This is a genomic window from Halothermothrix orenii H 168 (genome assembly GCF_000020485.1).
Taxonomy (GTDB): Bacteria; Bacillota; Halanaerobiia; order Halanaerobiales; family Halothermotrichaceae; genus Halothermothrix; species Halothermothrix orenii.
Window position 1 is genome coordinate 2,051,958 of the sequence record NC_011899.1, and the last position, 18,811, is coordinate 2,070,768.

General features: G+C 40.1%; 14 protein-coding genes. 1 reads left to right on the top strand and 13 read right to left on the bottom strand.

The features are described from left to right. Positions 1-12: 12 nt before the first annotated feature. From HORE_RS09945 to HORE_RS09970, 6 genes are all read right to left on the bottom strand, one after another. Positions 13-1,053 carry a LacI family DNA-binding transcriptional regulator gene (locus tag HORE_RS09945; protein ID WP_015923635.1) on the bottom strand — a complete coding sequence of 347 codons (1,041 nt, stop codon included), beginning with the start codon at positions 1,051-1,053 and terminating at the stop codon, positions 13-15. A 208-nt stretch (positions 1,054-1,261) separates the two neighbouring features. After that, entirely contained in the window at positions 1,262-2,227 is a 966-nt protein-coding gene (locus HORE_RS09950) for a RibD family protein (RefSeq protein WP_015923636.1), read from the bottom strand. A gap of 46 nt (positions 2,228-2,273) precedes the next feature. Beyond that, positions 2,274-3,005 carry an SDR family NAD(P)-dependent oxidoreductase gene (locus tag HORE_RS09955; protein WP_015923637.1) on the bottom strand — a complete coding sequence of 244 codons (732 nt, stop codon included), beginning with the start codon at positions 3,003-3,005 and terminating at the stop codon, positions 2,274-2,276. Positions 3,006-3,137: 132 nt separating this feature from the next. Then, positions 3,138-4,109 carry a methenyltetrahydromethanopterin cyclohydrolase gene (gene mch / locus HORE_RS09960; protein WP_015923638.1) on the bottom strand — a complete coding sequence of 324 codons (972 nt, stop codon included), beginning with the start codon at positions 4,107-4,109 and terminating at the stop codon, positions 3,138-3,140. A gap of 473 nt (positions 4,110-4,582) precedes the next feature. Then, positions 4,583-5,302 carry a phosphatase gene (locus tag HORE_RS09965; RefSeq protein ID WP_015923639.1) on the bottom strand — a complete coding sequence of 240 codons (720 nt, stop codon included), beginning with the start codon at positions 5,300-5,302 and terminating at the stop codon, positions 4,583-4,585. 168 nt (positions 5,303-5,470) lie between these two features. After that, entirely contained in the window at positions 5,471-5,905 is a 435-nt protein-coding gene (locus tag HORE_RS09970) for an Hsp20/alpha crystallin family protein (RefSeq protein ID WP_015923640.1), read from the bottom strand. Between the two features lie 420 nt (positions 5,906-6,325). Between HORE_RS09970 and HORE_RS09975 the strand changes: the two genes are divergently transcribed. After that, positions 6,326-7,660 (top strand): MFS transporter, encoded by a 1,335-nt coding sequence (locus HORE_RS09975; protein WP_015923641.1) that lies wholly within the window; start codon positions 6,326-6,328, stop codon positions 7,658-7,660. Positions 7,661-7,677: 17 nt separating this feature from the next. Here the strand turns inward: HORE_RS09975 and HORE_RS09980 are convergent, their stop codons facing one another. From HORE_RS09980 to hydG, 7 genes are all read right to left on the bottom strand, one after another. Further along, the gene (locus HORE_RS09980) at positions 7,678-9,009 is read right to left on the bottom strand and encodes a S8 family peptidase (protein ID WP_015923642.1); all 1,332 of its coding nucleotides are present in this window, start codon (positions 9,007-9,009) and stop codon (positions 7,678-7,680) included. Positions 9,010-9,088: 79 nt separating this feature from the next. Then, positions 9,089-11,116: a hypothetical protein gene (locus HORE_RS09985; RefSeq protein ID WP_015923643.1), complete on the bottom strand. Its 2,028-nt coding sequence runs from the start codon at positions 11,114-11,116 to the stop codon at positions 9,089-9,091. A 415-nt stretch (positions 11,117-11,531) separates the two neighbouring features. Further along, complete coding sequence (locus HORE_RS09990) at positions 11,532-13,361, bottom strand: ABC transporter ATP-binding protein (RefSeq protein ID WP_015923644.1); 1,830 nt, start codon at positions 13,359-13,361, stop codon at positions 11,532-11,534. An 18-nt stretch (positions 13,362-13,379) separates the two neighbouring features. Then, the gene (locus HORE_RS13100) at positions 13,380-14,363 is read right to left on the bottom strand and encodes an ABC transporter ATP-binding protein (protein ID WP_226984159.1); all 984 of its coding nucleotides are present in this window, start codon (positions 14,361-14,363) and stop codon (positions 13,380-13,382) included. A 56-nt stretch (positions 14,364-14,419) separates the two neighbouring features. Continuing rightward, the gene (locus HORE_RS13105) at positions 14,420-15,160 is read right to left on the bottom strand and encodes an ABC transporter ATP-binding protein (RefSeq protein WP_015923646.1); all 741 of its coding nucleotides are present in this window, start codon (positions 15,158-15,160) and stop codon (positions 14,420-14,422) included. Positions 15,161-15,802: 642 nt separating this feature from the next. Beyond that, on the bottom strand, positions 15,803-17,038 hold the full coding sequence (hydF, locus tag HORE_RS10000) for a [FeFe] hydrogenase H-cluster maturation GTPase HydF (RefSeq protein WP_015923647.1): 1,236 nt from the start codon (positions 17,036-17,038) through the stop codon (positions 15,803-15,805). A gap of 228 nt (positions 17,039-17,266) precedes the next feature. Continuing rightward, positions 17,267-18,712 (bottom strand): [FeFe] hydrogenase H-cluster radical SAM maturase HydG, encoded by a 1,446-nt coding sequence (gene hydG / locus HORE_RS10005; RefSeq protein ID WP_015923648.1) that lies wholly within the window; start codon positions 18,710-18,712, stop codon positions 17,267-17,269. Between the last annotated feature and the right edge of the window lie 99 nt (positions 18,713-18,811).

Below are 18,811 nucleotides of genomic sequence, written 5' to 3' on the forward strand. Positions count from 1 at the left end.
AAATTCCTCTAATTACAGCTCCAGAATATTTTTGTGAACATTATCCAGGCTCTCTTCCAGTAAAATATCATAGCCAACAAAATATTTATCCTTAGAAGGAGTCATGTTTTTAAAGATACAATCAAACATCTTTTTCCCGGCAATATATCCCTGCATAAACGGCCTCTGGTAGACAATGGCCTGTACGTACCCTTTTTTAACACAATCTTCTATTTCTTCATTTAAATCATTGGCAATCACTATTACTTCCCTATTTATTCCCATATCAACCAGAGCCTTAACGGCATATTCAGTTCCGAAAGTAGTATAGATACCTGTTATTTCCTTATCAAATTTCCTTCTGGTGATATCATATATTTTCTCAAGGCTATATTCGTAATAAGGCCCGGTAGTTTCTATGTGGGAATATTCCCCTATTTTATCGAGAAAACCTTTTAACCGTTCCCGGACTGAATAAAAATCATAACTTGAAGATATAACGAGTATTTTACCCTCTTTTTTTATAAACTTTGCCATAAGCTCAGCGGCTACCCGTCCCAGCTTATAGTAATTGGGGCCAACGAAAAAATTGCGCTCTGAGCCCTTAATATCCATATCCAGGGTTGCTACCGGTATATTTTTATCTTTAAACCGTTTAATAACTTCCTTTACCTGTTCCATTAATGGAGTAAGGATTATTCCATCTATCTGTCTTTCATCTAAAAACCCTTCAATTTGATTAAATTGCCTTTCAGGCTCTTCAGCCCCGAGCTCAACAATCTTCAATTTTACACCATAGTTTTTAAACTCCCGGTAGGCTGCCTTTAAACCCCTGATTATTTCACTGTTGAATTTTTCATTATATGACTTAACTACAAAAGCATAAATATACATCTTCTTTTTCATGGCCAGAGATTTAGCAATAGGGTTTACATTATACCCCAGTTCCCTGGCAACCTTCAAAACCTTTTTGCGGGTCCCTTCATCTACTGGCCCACTATTATTTAAAACCCGGGCTACTGTAGTCCGGGAAATACCGAGTCTATCCGCAATATCCTTCTGAGTTACACCCATGTACTTCACCTCTTTTTAACCTGCATTTAGTACTTAAAAATAAAAATAATATACTAAAATTATTTAATCCAGATATTGATTACCTCTATAATAAATAATATATTATATTCAATCCTTAATCAATGTTTTTTCCTTTTCCTGCAAAGAACTAAAATTATTTTTTCCAGAATAAAGTAAAAAAGAAGCCGGCCCCGGCTTCTTTTTTGCTTTATTCACCTTTTATTCCGTAAAGTAACTTATGCCTGAAGTAAAAGAAATGAGAACTGTGAGCGTGGATAGAAAGAACTTCACTATGGGGATGGTCTTTTGAAGTAAAGGATTCTTCTCTGTTCCCCAGACACAGGGCCTTCCCTCCGATATAAATACAGGAGTAATTTAAAAACATCTCATCAAGAAGTTTATTCTTGATCAGGTGATGGGTATAGGTAGGGGATTCCACAAGAAGTTTTTCAATCCCTGCCAGTCTTAAAACCTTCAAAAATACCTCTGAATTGGTAGTCTGCTTACTGCCAGTGACAATGACCGGGACCTTTTCCCCCAGAGCTTTAAATCCCCGGGTAACCTCTTCTTTATCAATTTCTTCCAGAGAGTTATAGGGCCCGATAATCTCCACAGGTTCTTTAAAATTTTCTTTAACCCATTCCATCCCGGAAGGTGATGTAAAGATGGCAACAGGCACCTCAGGGGCCTTAAACAGCTTATGGTCAAAGGGTATATCCCGTCCATCCAGTGAGGCCACTATATTTAAAGGAACTTCATCTAGCCCCGCCTCTACTCTGGCATCTTCCAGTTCCTGGTCAAAAACATGGGCAGTCATATCGGCCTCTTCCTGCATGGTACCGGCTCCAACCAGAATACCATCACAATTAGCCCTTAGCATATTCAATACCCAGAAATCAGCTCCAGCTCCATCCGGGTCCAGAAAGTTTTTTTGGGCAATAAATGGCCCTTCTGGAGCATCTTCAAAGGCAATTTTACCATCCAGTGAGGTTACAAAAGAAGCCAGGGTCAGAGGCCTGTCGTCCGGAATCCTATCAAATTTAAGTTCTCCATAAACATAGTTTACTTTATCACTTGGCAATCCCTTAACCTCAAATTCTTTGAGCGAATCACTTTCATATACCCTGGATAACTTTATTTTATCCCTGTCAAAAGGAATTTTTACTAATGACATTTATATTCTCCCTCCCTACTGTCTTACAGTTTTATTGAAATGAACCTTACAGCTGCCCTCCTCCACAGACAGCCAGCATATCTCCGGTAATAAAACCACTATCTTCAGTTGCTAAAAACAGGGCTGCATTGGCAATATCATCTACAGTACACATCCTTTTCAGGACATACATTTCAGCCATCTCTTTCCTGACCTGATCCGGGTCATCTGCTTTTTCAATTCTATCTTTAATCATTGGGGTTTCAGTTAAGCCCGGCATTATGGCATTTACCCTGATATCAGGTCCAAGGTCTAAAGCCATACATTTAGTAAACATTACAACGGCTGCTTTGGAAGGACAGTAAGCAATCCGGTCAGGGATAGGTTTTACCCCCAGATCGGAAGCAATATTTATAATACTGGCCCCGGGGCGTTTTTTTAACTCCCCAACAGCCGCCTTACAGGTATTGAAGGTCCCGAATACATTTACTGCAAACTGCTTTTCAAATTCTGCAGGAGAGGTTGTCTCTATATTTCCTACCCCGGTAATCCCGGCACTATTAACGACTATATCAAGTTGGCCAAATTTGGCAATACCCTCTTCAACAACTTTCCGGGCCTGATTATAATCTGTTAAATCTGCCTTTACATATAGAGTGTTTTCGCCCTTAAGGTTCATATCATCTTCAATTCCACAACCAATAATCCTGGCACCCTCATCAAGAAATTTCCTGGCTATACCCTCTCCAATCCCTGAACTTGCTCCGGTGATTAAAGCAACTTTACCTTCAAGTTTCATTAAATTCCCTCCCTGGACTTAGTTTAAACCTACCTGAAGTATACCCGAGACAGGCCTGATTAATATATTTTTCCATTAATCGTAATTAGAATATTTATAGTAATATTAAATACTACTCAGGCTAAACATTATTTAGCCTGAAACAGTATCATTAAAAGACCTGGCTAAAATTTCAGTATTTATTTTACCGGCCTTATGTATCTTACCTGTCTTGGTATTAACAATGACTACACTGGCCGGAGAATACATTTCCATAGGAACTTGATAAAAATCACAACCGGCTTCCAGGTATATTTCTTTAAAAGGCTTACCATAAGTAGAAGCCTTATCTGAAGTAATTTTATTAACTATATCAGCAATTTTATCGTCATCCCAGCAAACAGTATAGGTAGCCTGACCTCCATATATAAGAACATCATTTAACCTTCCCATGGCAATTAATTCATTATCAATACAGGGGGGTATTACACAGAAACCCTGGGCCTGAATTATTGTGTCCAGATCAAACCCTTCTTCCATTAAGCGGTGCAGGGTCTGTTCTAAAATTCTGGCTGACACCTGAACGGAACAGGCCAGACTGGAACTGGGAGCTACCAGTAAATACAGATCTTCTGGCTGGACCCGGCAGGCCTCGGCCAGTTCACTGGCCTGTTCTACGCTAACAGGGTCTTTAGATTCGATAGTAATAATGGCCTGGTGATATTTATCTTCATAATCACTGTATTTCTCCATCCAGTCTCCGGGCTTTCTTCCCAGGGTCCGACCTGGTCCGGCAACAATTGGAGCAAATTTTCCAGGTTTTAATTCCCAGCCAGAAATATCACACCCGGCCAGGGATAAAACGGCATGGTCAACACTTACATTAACTGCAGGATAGTACACTCCATCTATCATTTCCGGGAATGTTTCAAAAGAAACCTGCCCAATACCACCAAATAAAATCTCTGCCATCATTCTGGCAGCTTCCCAGCTGCCTCTGACCTCCTGTCCCAGGTCGATCACAGTAGTTCCATTTTCTAATGTTGACACTTCAATCTTCAATTCTTCTTTTCTTAAAATCATATCATTAACAATTTCCATTGCCTTTTCGTTTACACTGATCATATTATCCCTCCTATTAATGACTAGCATTTCTACTAACTGACCGATTATGAAACTACATATCCTGAAATGTATCGATTTAAATTAACTAAATGTATTGATTTAAATTAGTATTTTAAAAAAAGGGGGGTAAAACTACATTAAAAAAGGGGTAACCTAATAATAAATAATAGAAAAAAGGGGGTAACTCATATAGAAATCAATTACTTTTTAAAAAATCTGATAGTTTAAAACAATACTAAAACCCTTGGCTGAAGATATATTATTTTATGTTCGCGCGAACATAAACTATATTAATAATAACGCATTATTTTTTATATGTCAACCATTTTTTATTATTTTGTCTTATTAAAATAAAATATATTAATAAATTAAAATAAAATATATTAATAAAAAAACCTTACCCGTAGTTATATTAAAACCCCAGGTAAGGTTATATTAATCACTAATAAATTTTATCCATGGCCCTATAAAAGTTATTTCCGGTTTAAAATAAAGGACTCAACTTTTCTGGCGTCTGTATTTAAAATATCTTCTTCAGTTAATTCTGCCTGTTCTATAACTGGTTTTAAACTTTTAATATTTCCAACCTGTGTAAAAAAATGGGCATCACTGTTCATGCTTAGTGGGGCACCATATTTTTTGGCAAGCCGGCATAATTGAATTGTTAGTTCATAACTCCCCCGTTTGCCCAGTCGGGGCTCTTCCAGAGAACTGGCATTAACCTCCAGGATAACCTGATATTCAGCAGCTGCCTGAACCACAGCTTCCAGATCCAGGGGGAAATACAAATTGGCAGGGTGGGTTATCATGTCAACATAGGGATTTTTTATAGCTGTTATAGTAACCTCAGTATGTTCTAACCTGCTCTTTTTATTATAATCAACATCTCCATGAATGCCAGCCGCTACAAAATCAAGCTCTTCCAACCTCTCTACAGAAAGATCGAGTTCACCTGTATTTAAAATATTGGCCTCAATACCTTTAAGGATCCTCACCCCATGGACCACATCGGGTATAGCCTTGAGGTTTCCAAAGTAATACTCATGGGGCCCTCCGGGCATACCCGGACCATGGTCAGTAATAGCAATAAGTTTCAACCCCTTATCCCGGGCACTTTTAGCAATTTCCCCAACTGAACTATAGGCATGTCCACTGGCTACAGTATGAGTATGTAGATCTGCCTCAATTTTCATTTATTATTCCTCCTTATAGACTTATAAGTATTATTCCCCCGTCTGACAGAAACCAATAAATAAACCCCTGTCTACATTATATCAAAAAAAGACAGGGGTAACAGTAGCAAACATAAATAATAACAATTTTTTTGCATAAAGACCATACTTATTACATAAAGGTCTTATTTAATCTATATCTATTATCCTCTTTTTCTTTTTACCGGGACTCTTTTTGGGGAGTTTAATTTCCAGAATACCGTTATTATACCGTGCCTGAATCTCATCTTCGTTTACATTGTCAATATAGAAGCTCCTCCTGTAACTACCTCTTCTCCTTTCACGTCTCAGATAATTATCTCTTTCTTCTTCAAGTATCTCATCATTACTTGCCTCAATGGTCAAATAATTATCAACTAGTTCAACATTTATATTTTCCTTGCTAAATCCCGGTAATTCAGCCTGAATTATATACTCATTATCCGTCTCTTTAACATCAGCTTTAAACGCAGTTCCCATCATTCCCAGGTCCTCAAAAATGCCTGAAACAAAACTATCAATGGAATCTCTTAAGTCCATTATTTCTCTCCGGCCCCTGCGCCTGAAAGGTATTAAATCAAACATATTATCTGTCACCTCCAGTCAATATGTTTAACCTTTTCTGTTAATATTATACCGTCAAAGTCAAAGAAGGTCAAAGTCAAATAAGTGTTGTAATCCAGTATTTTTTTAAAATATTTCCAGTTAATTTAAATTAGCTGTATATAACATTATTTTACATAGTCAAGGAAAGTCAAATTTAAAGTCCTGGTTATCATGACTACATATATTTAAAAAAAAACACGGGTAACATAGTCAAACATATTTATATAAACAATTTATATTAATGTATAACCATTATCTTATTTTAAATGTTTAATATTTTTTAAAATTATTCTACTTTTTTATTGACATAACTAAATTAATTTCATATAATTTAATTAATAAATTAATTTTTTTAATGTTTATTATAAAATATTTAATTTTGAATTGGAGTTGATAAAAATGGATGAAAAATCCACCCGGAGGAAGCTATTACATAACAAAGACTTTATTCTCCTCTTTCTGGGAGGATTTGTCTCCCGGATAGGTAGTAAAGTACACTATGTTGCTATGACCTGGTTTGTTTTAAAACTGACCGGAAGTGGTACCGCAGCCGGAACCGTGTTATTACTGGCAACTCTCCCCGGAGCTATTTTAGGGCCTGTTGGTGGAGTAATAGCAGACAGAATTAACCGTAAACTTATAATTGTCAGTATGGATACCGTCCGGGGGCTGATTGTAATCTGGCTTAGCTGGACCGTCTATAACGGAACCGCTGGCTTTTATCACATCTGTATTGCCACCTTTCTGGTCGCCCTGAGTGGCACCTTTTTCAATCCCGCAGTAACGGCATCTATACCCAATATAGTTGAAAAACATAATTTACAGAAGGCAAATTCCCTCGAACACTTAAGCTTTCAGGGGACTTCCATTATCGGAGCTGCTACCGGAGGGATTCTTATTGCTATCTTTGGGGTAGCCGGGGTCTTCTTAATTGACGGGATAAGTTATTTAATCTCAGCCTTCTCCGAGTTATTTATTAATATTCCCCCTGTGAAGAGAGAAGAACAATCCGGGGATAACGGGGAATTGAGTAAATTTACTATTCTGTACAATGATCTCAGGGAAGGAGCCCGATACCTTTACTCCAACAAACCCCTGTTTACCCTGTTCAGTATATCTATTATTATTAACTTCCTTTTTGCCGGGGCTATGGCAGTCGGGATTCCCTATGTGTTTAAAGAAGTCCTACAGGTAAACAGTAAGTTATTCGGCCTGGCCCAGTCCTTCTTTCCAGCTGGGGCTATCCTGGGAGCAGTTATTATGAACTTTTTACCACCAGTTAAAAATTTTTTCAGGACCCTGTTTACAGGGATTACCTTTCAAACAATACTTCTGGCGGCAATCGGTTTACCTATTTCCCCTTTCATGGTAGATAAATACCCGGTTATAAGTTTATTCATACTCATGGCCGTTATTCTCATTCTTTTCGGGGCCTTCAATGCCTATACCAATATCCCCATTAATACTATGCTCCAGAGGTTAATAGATGACAGGGTAAGGGGTAGGGTTTTCGGCCTTCTGGCCACACTAAATATGGGGTTAGTACCGGTTTCCATGTGGGCAGCAGGGTGTCTTCTTGATGCCTTCCCGGCCTATCTCCTGTTTGTGGGAGCAGGGGGAATTATGGTCGGTGTACTTGCCTATAGTGTATCCCTCCCTACCCTCAAACCATTAAAAAATGAAGTCTATATTGATAAAAGAGAGAACCCGGCAGAATACTCTGCCGGGGTATAAGGAAGCTAAATTATTTTCTAGTATCCAGCTGCCTCCTCCAGGGCCGCATCTACATCTATCAAACCAGAACCTGTGGCATCACTACCCCAGGTATAGGTCTGACCTCCGGCAGGATCGGGAACAAATATACTGGCCGGTGGGATGTAAGTGGCTGTTTCCTTCAGTATCTCTTCAACCTCCCGCTGGGTCAGGGCAGGGTTTTTCTCCAGTAACAGAGCCGCGGTCCCTGCTACATGAGGGGCCGCCATACTTGTTCCACTTAGATAATAATACTGGCCCATCTTATCCTGTTTAGCCCAGTAGGGGGGATGGGCTGCTCCATAAAGGGTATAAGGTCCGATTACCCAGACCCCCGGAGCCAGAATATCCAGATGCTGGCCCGGAAGTTCCCGGCTACTAAAATTAGCTACAAATACCCGGGATGCTATATCCTCTTCAGGAACATCACCGGTCCAACCTTTGACCCACATATTTTTCCAGCCTACTGCCCCACATGAAATTACTTCATCATAACCTCCGGGGTATCCCATTCCGGCCTCGCCTTCATTCCCGGCTGAAGCCACAACAATAACCCCGTGGTCTATAGCATACCTGATGGCCTTCAATTCCGGAGCACTGGGGACACTACTCCCGAGGCTCATGTTGATAACAACAGGCTCCACAATTTTACCACTGGCCTTTAAGCTGGCAACATACAGGATGCCGGCTGTAACCGCAGAATCATAGCCATAACCGTTATTATTGAGTACTTTAACGGGAATAATTTTCGCTCCCGGAGCCACACCATCAACCGGTGTCCCGTATAGATAGTAACCAATAATGGTACTGGCTACATGGGTTCCATGGGCATGGGTCCCTGTCCAGGCCCCGGGATTACGATTACCATTGGGATTGAGGAATCCTGCCGCATATTCAGATGCTATTTTTTCTTCCGGAAAATAATCCTTCCAGTTAGGTAAAAGACCGGTATCGAGAACAGCTACATAAACCCCAGAACCATCTGCTTCATTAATATGATCAGTATGCACCTTTTCAACATCAATTACATCGAGATTCCAGGAAACAAGTCCCCCATGAACTTTAACCTGATTATCACGGTAAACTCCTTTGACACCGGGCAAAGACTTAATCTCAGGGATATCATTATCCTTTACCGTCAGGGCAACTACATTGATTTCCGGAAACTTATAATTTACCTTAACTACATGTTTTTTTAACTCTGTCAGGTTGTCCTCATTGAGGTAGTTAAAGTCAACCATGACCCTGACCTTCCTGGCAGCCGATACTCCCCCGGTTAAAAGAGCCACAGCCAGAAGGGTAACCAGAGTTAAAGTTAGAAATTTTTTCATGCTCACTACTCCTTTCTTTTTTTGATGAAGTTGTTATTCCATTAAAATAGTTATGCCTGACAGAACCAGGTTATAACCACTAAATATCTAGAATTAATTCAAGTCTGATGACACTATCTTTAAAGTCGTTAACCGGCAGGGGGGATTCCAGTGAAAAGTTAAGCTTTATCGTATCATTAAACCTGATAACTGTTTTAAGAGAAGTACTATTATTATTTGGACCATTCTCCTTAAAAACCTTTCTGGTCAGCCCCTGCTGGTATTTAATTTTAGAAGTAATATCTATTTTACCTGTTATATTTTTTTCAATAAATTCACTATTTTCATTATAATTAAATGTAAGTTCCCCCTGTCCTTTTGTTAATTTAAGCCAGCCCCGCCTCTTTTTTCCGTTAAAATCTGATTCCAGCATAGTATTTACCATAACAGGTCCATAATAAACAGCCATACCCCTGACCTTATTTTCAGGCCCACCATCCCCACCTGGGTATTCCTCCCTTTCCCGTTCCCACTTTAACCTGACAAGCCAATCATCTTTAATATACTTTTTAAGGGATAGTTCCTGAAGATGAAGGGTATAATCGGGTTCTGATAATTCCATTCCCCCTATTGACACCCTGCCGCAGGAAAAAAGGTAGGCCAGGTCATATTTTATCGTATAATCCAGTCTGTCTGGAAAGGCTTCAGGCAATAGTGGTTCAACATATTTCAAATCGAGATTAAGCCCAGTTTCCACCATGTCATGGGTCCAGTCGAGAGAAGATTCCAGCTCATTAAAATAATGGTTTAAAAACCGGGCTGACTGGCTTTTTTTCAAAAGTTTCCCCCTTTTAATACTTAACACCCATGAATTATTGTTATGATAACTATAAGTAACAGAAAAGGTCTTAATATCCTCACCGGTTGGGAGATAAACCAAATCATCTCCTCTGTCCTTGTGCTGGAAATGAAGAATCACATAAGAAAAAGGACCCTGTTGCCAGTATCCTTTAAGACTTTTTAAACTTTCAAAACCGGTAATTTTCCCGGGGTCATTACCGGGATTATCGTGGCTGTATTCAATCTCTCCTGTTATATATATCCTGGGATTAACCTGCCATCGACCCTCAAGGGATTGTAAAGAGAGTGGATCTGCTTCAAAACTTTCAAGGGAGTTTATAAAGTCAGGCCCCCTGTAAATCCGACCATACTCGAGGTAATTTAGGGGTGACCCTACTTTTATCCGGCCTTCATAGGCAATATCTTCAGAGTCTCTCTGCCCCCTGATCTTTGACATATCTATTTCATTAATAAACTCAAGGTAATCATTTTTATAATCAATATTTAATACCCCGGCCAGCTGGCTTCCTGGAATTAAATTTATTTCACCCGGGTTAGAAAGGGGTTGATCTTCAAACTGAAAAACATTTAATTTTGTCTCCCAGTTCTTATAAGTACCTGATAACAATAATCCTTTAAAAAATCTCTCAAAATACCCCCCGGTAGGCTGGTACATATAACTGACTTTGGCCTCTTCATACCGTTTAAGGGGTTCTTTAAAGGTTATTCTACCAGTCAGATAATCAAGCTCATATTCATCCTCCTTTAAAATAACCCCACCTCTTTCAACACTTTCACTCCCCGGGATAACGGGAGTATAACTTAAATAATAGGGGCCTGAAGTTCCATTACCTGTTAATGTCTCCTCTTCATTTATCCCTTCAATCCTGGCTGCAGCAGCCCCCATTTCAAATCTTCCGGGTATAGAAAATGAAAAGTAGCCTCCCCGCTGCTGCTGGTTAAACTGAATAAAACTGCCTCCAAATTTATCCAGTGTTATATCTCCCAGTTCACCCTTAAAATTACCGTTACTGTAACTGGAATATAGCCCGTCTATAATCTCTCCATTATTGTCAAGATAACCGGCCACATATAGACCTGTCACCGGGCATCCGTATACATATAACCTGTATTCGGGAAGGTAATCCCTGCTACCTTTGTCATAAACAACACCATATTTTATGGTACCAGAGTAATACATATTATATCCGGGAATGGCCTGTCCGGAAACAGCTGCTGTAAAAAATAATATAGAGATCAGAATAAGCTTGATAAGAGAGCGAACCATAGTTGCCGATATCCTCCCCCTGTTTCATAATAAGATATTTTCCCAGGCCAACCCTTTATAATATATATAATGCAAGGCACCCCCTTTTTATACTGATAATATTCTGTGTTAAAAAAGAAACAAAATAATCTTTATGTTTAGAATGGTTATATAGAAATAGAGGAAACAGAAATAATAATGTTAATACTTATCCTGTTCCCATTTCCAGAAATCCTGTAAAAGAACAAATTGGCTTTACCATCATAAAACCTATAATATAAATTTGTTGATGAACGGAAATTTTCCACAGTTTTTTTAATGTATAATTTCCTGTACATCAAAAAAGTGAGGGTTAAAACCCTCACTTAGAAACGAAATTACGAAACTAAATTTATTTTCCTTTTAAATTTCATTTTGACATTTAAGATGGGGAACATTAGTTGGCTTGACAGCACTCTGGTTTTTCCTCTTCAATAAACTGATTTGTATAGAGGCGGTAATAATAACCTTTGCGTTTTAGAAGCTGATTATGATTACCCTCTTCAATTATTTTTCCATCCTTGATAACCAGAATACGGTCAGCAGACCTTACCGTTGATAGTCGGTGAGCTATAATAAAACTGGTGCGACCCTCAAGAAGTTTATCAACAGCCTTTTGAATAATCTGCTCCATCTCGGTGTCAATAGAAGATGTAGCTTCATCAAGGACAAAGATCCTGGGGTTAGCCAGAATGGCCCGGGCAAAGGAAATCAACTGTTTTTCCCCGGTCGATAAGCCACTCCCACTCTCACCGACCACAGTATCATAACCGTCTTTTAAATTAATAATAAAGTCATGAGCGTTAACGATTTTAGCAGCCTTAATTACCTCTTCATCACTGGCTTCCAGCCGACCATACCTGATATTTTCTTTAATGGTACCACTGAAAAGATGGGGGGTTTGAAGCACATAACCCAGGTTACTCCGGAGCCAGAGTTGGGACTTTTTGCGGTAATCAACCCCATCTATGAGAATTTTGCCACCGGTCGGTTCATAAAACCGGCAAATAAGGTTTACAATAGTACTTTTCCCGGACCCGGTTTCCCCGACCAGAGCTACTGTTTCCCCGGCTTTTACATCAAGATTAAAATCCTTTAATACCTTCTCTCCACCCTGATAACTGAAGGAAACATTTACAAAGGAAACATCTCCTTTAAGGGATGGCCAGTTTTCCTTCCTGGGGTTAAAGGTATCGCCGTATCGGGCAATAACCCCGGGAGCATCCTCAATCTCCACTTGTGTTTCTATTAAAGATAATACCCTTTCAGCAGAGGCCTGGGCGGACTGGAGTTCAGCAAAGATGCGGGCCAGCTGCCTGACCGGCTCGAAAAACTGCACGGTATAGTTTAAAAAGGCTACCAGGGTTCCATAGGTAATTATCCCTTTAACTACCCCCTCACCCCCGTACCACAGGGCAAGGGCTGTACCGACACTGCTAAGGGTTAATACCACCGGTAAAAATAGAGATGAAAATATAGCTGCCCGGATAGAATGGTGTCTCATTTTACCGGTAATCCCTTTAAATTCCTCCAGGTTTTCCTTCTCCCTGACCAGGGTTTTGGTGGTTTTTGCCCCCATAATCCCTTCATTGAAAGCCCCTGTAATCTTTGAATTTATTTTCCTTACCTTACGGTAGGCAGTCAGTATTTTCTTCTGGAAATACAGACTGGCTACCACCAGGATAGGTACCACCGACAGGGTTATTAAAGCAAGTTTCCAGTTTAAAGCCAGCATAATTCCCATAATGGCAACCATCATGGAAAAACCCCAGACAAAATCAACCAGACCCCAGGCAATGGTCTCACCCAACCGGCGGATATCCGAGGTCATCCTGGCCATCATCCAGCCGACCGGAGTTTTATCATAATAGGAAAAGGATAGCTCCTGGAGCCTTTTAAAGGCTCTTTTCCTGACATCGTAGGCAACCCCGGTTTCAATCTTTCCGGCAATGGCAATGAAAAAGAAAACATTGATGGCCTGGATAATAACCAGAATACCATATTTAACCCCGAAACTATATAATCCGTTAATATCGTCCTTAACTACATATTTATCAATGGCTATTTTATTCATAAAGGGAAAAATAGCATCGATTCCGGCAACTCCGACCATAACCACTGCCAGCCATAATAAATACTTTTTATATGGCTTGATATACGAAAAAATCTTCTTCCAGAGGTCGAAATCAAACCGTTTATGATACTCCTGTTCTTCAAATTTATTCATAATAAAACCAACCTCACTTTACATATATTCTAAATCCCTTTCAAGTGAACTCTGAATGTTCCAGATTCGCCGATACAGCCCCGGTTGCCTGATAAGTTCTTCATGGGAACCTGACTGAACTATCCTGCCTTTATCAAGGACCAGAATCCTGTCAGCCCGGGCCAGGGTTGTAATCCGGTGTGAAATAATAATTGTCGTTGCATTATCCTTGCGTTCCCTTAATTCTTTCTGAATAGCAGCATCTGTCTCTGTATCAACAGCACTCAGTGAGTCATCAAAGATTAGAATGGGACAGTCCCTGATTAAAGTCCTGGCAATAGCCACCCTCTGTTTTTGCCCCCCGGACAGGGAAACACCCCGTTCTCCAACCAGGGTATCATAACCCTGATCAAAACTGGTTATTACATCATGGATGGCTGCCATATTGGCCGCTTCATACACTTTACTGTCATCGGCTTCCATATTGGCCAGTTTAATATTTTCCTTAATGGATCTGGCAAATAGAAAGGGTTCCTGGAGAATAAGTCCAACCTGGCGCCTTAACCATTTTTTATCAATGTCAGTTATTTCAATACCATCTATTCTGATTGACCCCTTTGAATAATCATAGAGACGGGCCAGCAACTGAACCAGAGTACTTTTACCAGAACCTGTTGGCCCCAGAATAGCTACTGTTTCTCCGGCTTTTATCCTGAAGGAAATCCCGTTTAGAACCGGTTTATTATCATCATAGCTGAAATAAACATCTTCAAATTCAATATTTCCCTTTATTTCAGGCTTGAGTTTCCCATCATTCTCTTCCAGATCTTCTTTAAGAATTTCACCTATTCGTCCCAGGGAAACCTGGGTTTTACCCATATCACTCAAAATCCTGCCCATCTGGCGAATTGGCCAGAGCAGAAAACCTTCGTAGGTAATAAATACTACCAGGGTTCCCAGGCTAATCCTGCCGGTTGCTGCAAAATATACTCCTCCCACCAGGACAATTCCCATCTGAAACATACACATTAAGTCTGAAGTTGACCAGTACCAGGCCAGTAATTTAATTAATCGATAAGTCAGATCACGATACTTCTTATTTTTTTATCAAACTTCTCGATCTCGAAAGATTCCCGGCCAAAGGCCCTGACAACCCTGACCCCTGTTAAATTCTCCTGGAGGACTGTTGACATCCGACCTTCCGCTTCATCGGCCTTTTTAAAAGCCGACTTTACTTTAACAAAGAAGACAACTGAAAAGACGAAAATAACCGGGACAATTAGCATAGCAATCAGAGTCATGGTTGTATCCAGGGCTATCATAGCCGGTAAAGCCAACCCCAGGATAAAAAGGGCCCGGCCGATCTCAACCAGCTGAACTGCCATAAATCGCCTTAATGTTTCCAGGTCAGAGGTACAACGTTGAATAAGATCTCCAGTTTCAGCCCTGACATGGTAACCATATGGTAAATGCTGCAAATGATCATAAATCGAGTTCCGGATATTGCGGGCAGTATTTTCAGCAGCTACTGCTGACCATTTACCCTTTAGATAGAGGAAAAACCCGCGTAAAACTGTTATTATAAGAAGAGTTAATCCAGCCCCGACCAGTTTTTGGGTAAAACTAAAACCATCAATAAACCTCATTACCCAGAGGGGAAGCTCAGCTGGTTTATCCCCGATAACAGAATCAATTGTAACCCTCAATATCTGGGGGTTTAAAATGGTAAACAGGGTAGCCAACCCTGTGCTGAGGATAGCCCCTAAATAAGTTAACCTGTTCCCCTTCATAAACCGCCACAGTAATTTTACATTTTTCATAATATCACCTTCTATTAATTCTATTAATTGATAAGTACTTTATAATTACTTTATCTAAACATTTAGTTACCTGTGAGCTTTCCCAAAATTAGTTTGTAATAAATTTGTTAACCACTGGACAACCCATAATATAAAAAGCCACAGGTATCACCTGTGGCTTAAATTACATAAGGTTAATGATGACATTAACAGACCAATATCATATTTTACCCTGCCCGTTTAATCGGGGCAAAAACTCCTACCAACAATGGAGCATACAGTAACCCCCGGCAACGGGTTAAAATAAAATAAGCCACAGGTTATGGCGCACAACCCATGGCTTTCATGTCCTGAATCCAGATGTAGTTGAATTGCATTATTAAATCTACTTCAACAGACTAATGGATTAGCAGTATGTACCCACGGGCCGTGCTTTTATGTGAAAAATAACACTTTTATTCACTATATCTTCTGTAGATATAGCAGATACTTTTGTTGACATAACAAGCACTTTTGCACTCGACATAACAAGTTGTTTTAACCTGATCATAGCACGACCCTCCTTTTAGAATAAAATTTAATTTACTATTTTTTAATTTATATTTAGTATAACAGCAATTATTCATTTATGCAAGGAATTTTTAAATAAAAATTAAAATTAAATCACTTTCTATAACCCTTCCACGTCTGATAGGCTTCACCAAAAGGTTTTAAAGCCCTGTCCAGAATACCATGGAGATAAGCAATAGCCATACCATAGTTTACAACAGGTACCCCAGATGTATTTGCTTCTTTCAACCTGGATAAAACCTCTTTTCTATTGAGCATACATCCCGCACAGTGTAATACCAGATCATACTGTTCGAGGTTATCGGGATATTCCCGTCCCGAAACAAGGTCAAATTTAACCTCATTACAAATCCTTGACCTGATCCATCCCGGAAGTTTAACAGTTCCGATGTCATCTGGCTGACGGCGATGGGTACAGGCCTCTGCTATTAGAATCTTATCCCCGGGCCTGAGATTCTCCAGTTTCGCAACCCCTTCCAGATATTTCATTAAATCCCCTTTATAACGGGCAAAGAGAATAGAAAAACCGGTTAAATAGATGTCTTCAGGCACAATCTTACTTACCAGGCCAAAGACCTGGGAATCGGTAACCACCAATCTAGGTTTTTCCCTGAGTGTTTTTAAAGCCCCCTCTAACTCTGTTTCTTTAACAACCAGGCCCATCCCATGATTATCGAGAATATCCCTCAGGGTCTGGACCTGGGGCAGGATTAACCTTCCCTTCGGAGCAGCACTGTCAATAGGGGTAACCAGGATTACGGTATCACCTTCATCTATCAAATCACCGATAATATGGGGCTGTTCATGGTCTCTGGGAACCCTGTTTACAAGGACCTCCCGGAGTTCTTCTATTCCTGTCCCTGAGTGGGCACTGACCTTAATGGGGGTTACACCGAATAATAACTTTACCTTATCTAATAAATCCTGTTTTATACCCTTCACCCGGTCAATCTTATTTATGACTACTACAACCGGAATATTATTATCCTGCAATTTATTATATAAATCCTTCTCGTAATTGCCTGCTCCATGGAACGGATCTATAACCAGAATGGCCAGGTCAGTTCTCCTGATAACTTCCCTGGTTTTTTTTATCCTTAATTTCCCCAGGGAACCGACATCATCAATCCCGGCTGTATCTATCATAACAACGGGGCCCAGGGGCAGTAACTCCATAGATTTATAAACCGGGTCAGTTGTTGTTCCCGGCACATCAGATACTAAAGCCAGTTCCTGATTGGTCAGGGTATTAATCAGGGTTGATTTCCCCACATTACGGCGGCCGAAGACTGCTATATGAGGACGATTGGCCCTGGGTGTCTGCTGCATATCTAACCTAACACTCCTCTCTTTAAAAATAATAAATTACTGATACACGCTTAAATTCTCCAACCAACATTGCGTTTAAAAAATTAAAGATTTCATTAAAATAGTATATAATTAGGTACAACAGCTTGATGCTTAATCCCCAATCCATCGTAAATAAATTGAAGTGATATTGAAAGAAAGTCATAAGCCAACTTTGTTAACAGAAAATCATTTATAAAAGCCCCTGGATTAAAAGTACAGGTCATGTTCACCATTTTCTATTTTAGTAAGATTTGTCTTCACTTTTTGAGCCAGCATGGGATTTAGATCTTTAATTTCTTTTAAATGAGCCTGTAAACACTCCTCACCCAGTTTGCGTGTTTCAGGACTGGCGTAGTCAACCAGGTATTCTTTAAAGGTAAACATGGCATTGGGTTTACAAAATTCCTGAATCTTACCCGGTTTAGCAAGGTCCATAAAATCCTGACCGGTCCGCCCCAGGCGGTAACAGGCAGTACAGAAACTCGGTATATACCCCTGTTTGCTAATTTCAGCTATAATTTCATCCATGGGCCTGATGTCATGGAGAGAAAATTGCTCCAGATCATGCTCCCGTTCCCGGGCCTCTCTATACCCCCCTGGAGTAGTCCGGGATCCGGCACTTATCTGGGAAACTCCGTGCAAAAACAATTCATTACGCATGTCAATACTCTCCCTGGTTGATAAAATTATCCCTGTATAGGGAACAGCCAGCCTCAAGATTGCTACAAGTTTCCTGAAATCCTCATCAGACACAGGATATGGTGGCTCCTGGACAGGTGCCCCCAGGGCGGGGTTTAAACGGGGAACCGATATTGTATGGGGGCCAACACCATAGGTCTTATCCAGGTATTCAGAATGTAGTAACAGGGCAATAACCTCAAATTTATAGTCATACAGTCCAAAGAGAGCCCCGATACCTATATCATCAATACCGGCCTGCTGGGCCCGGTCCATAACTGACAACCGCCAGTCATAATCGGCTTTGGGGCCAGATGGATGCATTTTCTTATAGGTAGGACGGTGATATGTCTCCTGAAAACAGGTATAGGTTCCAATTTTAGCTTCCTTGAGTTTTTTGAAATCTTCTGTGGTCAGGGGGGCAATCTCTACATTTATCCTCCTGATCTCACCACCATGTTCAGTCCTGGTTTCATAAGCTGCTTTAATACCTTCAACCACATAATCAAGGTCCGTTTCGGGGGTTTCCCCGGTCAAAACAAGCAGGCGTTTATGTCCTTCTCTTTCCAGGGCTCTGACTTCTTCCTTAATCTCTTCTATACTGAGTTTTTTTCTTTTAACTTTATTGTTATTATGCCTGAAGCTACAGTAAAGACAGCTATTAGTACATAGATTCGAAAAATACAGGGGAGCAAAAAGAACAAGCCTTTTCCCGTAAATCTTTTCTTTCACCTTTCTGGCTGCTTCCAGGAATTTATTGATTAATTCCTGGTCCTCTACCTGGAGCAATACAGCTGCTTCTTCTACTGATAGTCCCTTGAGCTCCAGGGACTTTTTTATAATGTGGTTAACTTCCTCTTCTGAAGGATTACTGGCCTCCTCCAGAATGGCCTCGATTTTATCCCCATTAATGTATTCACAGACTTTACTCCTCGACTCCCCTCTGCGATGATCTGGAAATGATAAACTGCCCATAGATAAACAATCCCCCTTCAAATTTTTTAATTTCCCTTTACCTTAAACACAAACCTCACCTGGTGATTACTGGCCTTAATGACTATCCTTACCCTGAGT

Coding starts and splice junctions, on each gene's coding strand:
- HORE_RS09945 (WP_015923635.1), bottom strand. CDS start 1,053: ATGGGTGTAACTCAGAAGGATATTGCGGATAGACTCGGTATTTCCCGG.
- HORE_RS09950 (WP_015923636.1), bottom strand. CDS start 2,227: ATGTCATTAGTAAAAATTCCTTTTGACAGGGATAAAATAAAGTTATCC.
- HORE_RS09955 (WP_015923637.1), bottom strand. CDS start 3,005: ATGAAACTTGAAGGTAAAGTTGCTTTAATCACCGGAGCAAGTTCAGGG.
- mch (WP_015923638.1), bottom strand. CDS start 4,109: ATGATCAGTGTAAACGAAAAGGCAATGGAAATTGTTAATGATATGATT.
- HORE_RS09965 (WP_015923639.1), bottom strand. CDS start 5,302: ATGAAAATTGAGGCAGATCTACATACTCATACTGTAGCCAGTGGACAT.
- HORE_RS09970 (WP_015923640.1), bottom strand. CDS start 5,905: ATGTTTGATTTAATACCTTTCAGGCGCAGGGGCCGGAGAGAAATAATG.
- HORE_RS09975 (WP_015923641.1), top strand. CDS start 6,326: ATGGATGAAAAATCCACCCGGAGGAAGCTATTACATAACAAAGACTTT.
- HORE_RS09980 (WP_015923642.1), bottom strand. CDS start 9,009: ATGAAAAAATTTCTAACTTTAACTCTGGTTACCCTTCTGGCTGTGGCT.
- HORE_RS09985 (WP_015923643.1), bottom strand. CDS start 11,116: ATGGTTCGCTCTCTTATCAAGCTTATTCTGATCTCTATATTATTTTTT.
- HORE_RS09990 (WP_015923644.1), bottom strand. CDS start 13,361: ATGAATAAATTTGAAGAACAGGAGTATCATAAACGGTTTGATTTCGAC.
- HORE_RS13100 (WP_226984159.1), bottom strand. CDS start 14,363: ATGTTTCAGATGGGAATTGTCCTGGTGGGAGGAGTATATTTTGCAGCA.
- HORE_RS13105 (WP_015923646.1), bottom strand. CDS start 15,160: ATGAAAAATGTAAAATTACTGTGGCGGTTTATGAAGGGGAACAGGTTA.
- hydF (WP_015923647.1), bottom strand. CDS start 17,038: ATGCAGCAGACACCCAGGGCCAATCGTCCTCATATAGCAGTCTTCGGC.
- hydG (WP_015923648.1), bottom strand. CDS start 18,712: ATGGGCAGTTTATCATTTCCAGATCATCGCAGAGGGGAGTCGAGGAGT.